At 67.2% G+C, this 2,841-nt stretch carries 4 protein-coding genes; all 4 read left to right on the top strand.

Annotated features, from left to right (window positions below):
• Positions 1 to 71 precede the first annotated feature (71 nt).
• Complete coding sequence (locus tag J0695_RS45510; RefSeq protein WP_206967860.1) at positions 72 to 1,097, top strand: N-6 DNA methylase; 1,026 nt, start codon at positions 72 to 74, stop codon at positions 1,095 to 1,097.
• Positions 1,098 to 1,439: 342 nt separating this feature from the next.
• Positions 1,440 to 1,757, top strand: coding sequence for a hypothetical protein (locus J0695_RS31510; RefSeq protein WP_206967858.1), 318 nt, complete (start codon positions 1,440 to 1,442; stop codon positions 1,755 to 1,757).
• 209 nt (positions 1,758 to 1,966) lie between these two features.
• Positions 1,967 to 2,371, top strand: a complete 405-nt coding sequence (locus J0695_RS31505) for a hypothetical protein (protein ID WP_206967854.1) — start codon at positions 1,967 to 1,969, stop codon at positions 2,369 to 2,371.
• 83 nt (positions 2,372 to 2,454) lie between these two features.
• Positions 2,455 to 2,841: hypothetical protein (locus J0695_RS31500; RefSeq protein WP_206967853.1), on the top strand; the 387-nt coding region annotated here is incomplete at its 3' end.

The following is a 2,841-nucleotide window of genomic DNA, read 5'->3' as shown; positions in this document are numbered from 1 at the left end:
TTGTGCGCATGAAAGCGCCCCTGACCTCTACGGCCGGGGGCGCTTTCATGCGCACAAGGAGCTGACCAGCCGTGCAACTCGACCTGTTCGCCGACACCACCGAACCGGCACCAGAAAGCCCACCCGCAGTCCAGGGCCTCAAGCCCGCACCTGCTCAGGCCCCGCGCCCCTCGGTCACAGGCACCCGCCCGGAGACCCGCAAGCCCTACTTCCGTACCTCCCGCTCCAGCCCAGTCGCCTTCGGTGAGGCCATAGCCGACGCCTGGTACAGCGCCCACGGGAGCAGTCGCATGGACATCCCCGTCGGCATCGTCGCCACCCTGGCACTGTGGCCTCACAAGACACCCGGAGCTCAACACGCCCGGACCCTCGCCGACTTCATTGCTTCCTACCCAGCCGAAGACCTGCCGTCCGGATTCGGCGAAGTCGTCGCCCGCCACTGGCTCCAGCGCCCCGACCTGATCGACACCGCGGCACCGATCTTCCGCTGGACCGAGGAGAAGCACGACAAGCCCACGCTGCGCGCTATCAAGGCCGTCACGGACACGGCACTCAAGCACGGGGTGCTCTGGTACACCGGCGACAGTGACCCCGGCGGCCGTGCTGACGTCGACCTCATGTCCTGGACAATCACCAACCTCCGTCACAAGAGCAGCCGTTCAGGCCTGGGCGAGTACCACACGCCCCCGGAGGTCTGCGACCTCATGGCTGCCATGCTCGACGTCAGCGCCATCCCCGAGGGCGGACGGATCGGGGAACCCGCCGGGGGCACCGGCGGCATGTTCCGGGCCGCATCCCAGCAGATGCGGGACCGCGGCATGGACCCGCACCGCTACCGGTGGATGCTCCAGGAGCTCGACGCCATCGCGGCGGCCGGCGCGGCCGTCAACATGCTCGTCTGGGACCTCGGCCCAGGCGCCCTCGTCGCGTGCGGCAACACCCTCTCGGAGGGAGACATGACGAACCGCGCGATCGAACACCAGCGGGCCGTCTTCGAGCACCGGGACCGGCTTGTGGCCGCAGGAGCCATCGCGGCAGCAGTCGCCGAGGTGGGGGCACTCATTCAGCGTGCCAAGCCCACCCGAACATCCGCCTGACCTGCGGAAACATTCTGCCCAGGGGATGAGATTCCTCGAAGATTTTCCGCACCCTTAGCCAATGTGCCTATAGAATAAAGGCGTGAAGTGAGGGAGACGCCCCCACCCGGCAGAGAGGAACGCAGTCATGAACAACAACGCGCCCGTTGAGTCGAAATACGGGGACTGCGACGACTGCAAGGTGCCCCTGGAGGACCACTGCCGGAACTGCGCCACGATCGTCTGCCCCATCTGTGAGGACTGCTGACCTGTTGCCGCCCGCGCCACGGCGCGGGCGGCAACAGGTCGGCATCCAGCCCCAGAAGCTGCCAAGACCGGCCCGAAGCCCCCGGAGGCAACACGATGAATCGCGAAGAACTCCTCAACAGCCGCCGCTGGAAGGTCGCCTACACCTATACCTGCGGCTGTGACCCACAGTGCTATTGGACCAAGGTCCCCGGTCTCGACAGTAATGAGACCTACCTCAACAACGGCGAGGAAGTCATGGGGGCGACAGCCGCCACCACGATCGTCGCCAAGAAGTTCCGGCATGCGGGCGTCACAGACGCCCGCATCTGGCAGGAGTCCGCCGAAGAGCGCGACGCTCGCCTCGCGAGCGACCTCCGTCGTCGGGATGACGAAGGGCGCGGAAGCCACTGGGCCATGGGCGGGGCCAACTGACAACCCCGCGGGGCCGCCCCACTGGGTGGCCCCGCCTGTCGCAGGTGAAGGTGAACTGCTGGCGGGTGGCGCGGGATCCTCCTGCGGAACCCTGACGGCCAGGGAGTGAGATTCCTTGTCGGGAATGCCCACTCCGCCCGAAATGCCTATAGAATAGAACCAAGAAGTGAGGGGGAACGGCCCCCGAATCGACCACCAGGAGGCAGTCCATGGACGGCAAGACCAACGCCGAGAAGATCCAGAACTACATCGCGAGCAGCAAGGATTCACATGCCGCCGCTCGCATGGAGAGCGCCGAAGTGCTCATGAATGGCGGCGCCTTCACGACCGACCTGATGAAGCGCATCGTCCTCGCTGAAGCGGCCTACGTGCAGTGGGTGTCGGTCGAAAAGACCGCGGCCTACTTCCAGGAGCACCACGGTGCCCCCCTGGACCGCGCCTACCAGGCGGCGCTCAGTGAGGCCATCGAGGAAGTCACGGCTGAGCTCCTGATGGACCCCTCGAACTCCACCTGCGCAATGACCCGTGCCCGCGAGAACGTCAGCCGTCGAGCTCAGCGCACCTTCCTCCGCAACGCCCACGACCTCACCAAGGCGGCCAAGGCCGCCGCGTAGACGCCCCCCCTGGGCCGCCTCTCCGGCGGCCCAGGGGGGCGCAGCCCACCATCCCGAGCCCACGACCTCTTGGAGAGAGATCAATGGCCCTCGCACTCAGCACCCTCGACGCCACGAGCCACGCCATCGCCGCCAACCTCGGCCTCCCCTGGAAATCCACCGGAGCCGACCGCGACGGCTCCGCCCTCCTCGCCTACGAGAACGAAGCCGACCCCACCCGCATCCTGCACATCACCCTCCGCCCCGTCTTCGGCGGCCGAACCATCGCCCTCCGCCTCTCTTGCAACGGCGTTCACATCAACGGCACCACCGGCCAGTGGACCGAAGGCCCCTACACCTGGAACACCGGCACCGACCTCCCCAGCGACGACACCGACACCGATCCAGCCGCACTCATCGCCGACGTGATCCGCGACCGGCTCCTCCCCGCCAGCATCCGCAAGCCCCGCCACGTCGGCGATGAGTGCGGC

The sequence above is a fragment of the Streptomyces beijiangensis genome (assembly GCF_017315755.1).
Classification (GTDB): domain Bacteria; phylum Actinomycetota; class Actinomycetes; order Streptomycetales; family Streptomycetaceae; genus Streptomyces; species Streptomyces beijiangensis.
This window is presented reverse-complemented; position numbering and strand designations above follow the sequence as displayed.

Bases quoted from the DNA above. Each gene is read 5' to 3' on its own strand.
- J0695_RS31510 (WP_206967858.1), top strand. From the start codon at position 1,440: ATGAATCGCGAAGAACTCCTCAACAGCCGCCGCTGGAAGGTCGCCTAC.
- J0695_RS31505 (WP_206967854.1), top strand. From the start codon at position 1,967: ATGGACGGCAAGACCAACGCCGAGAAGATCCAGAACTACATCGCGAGC.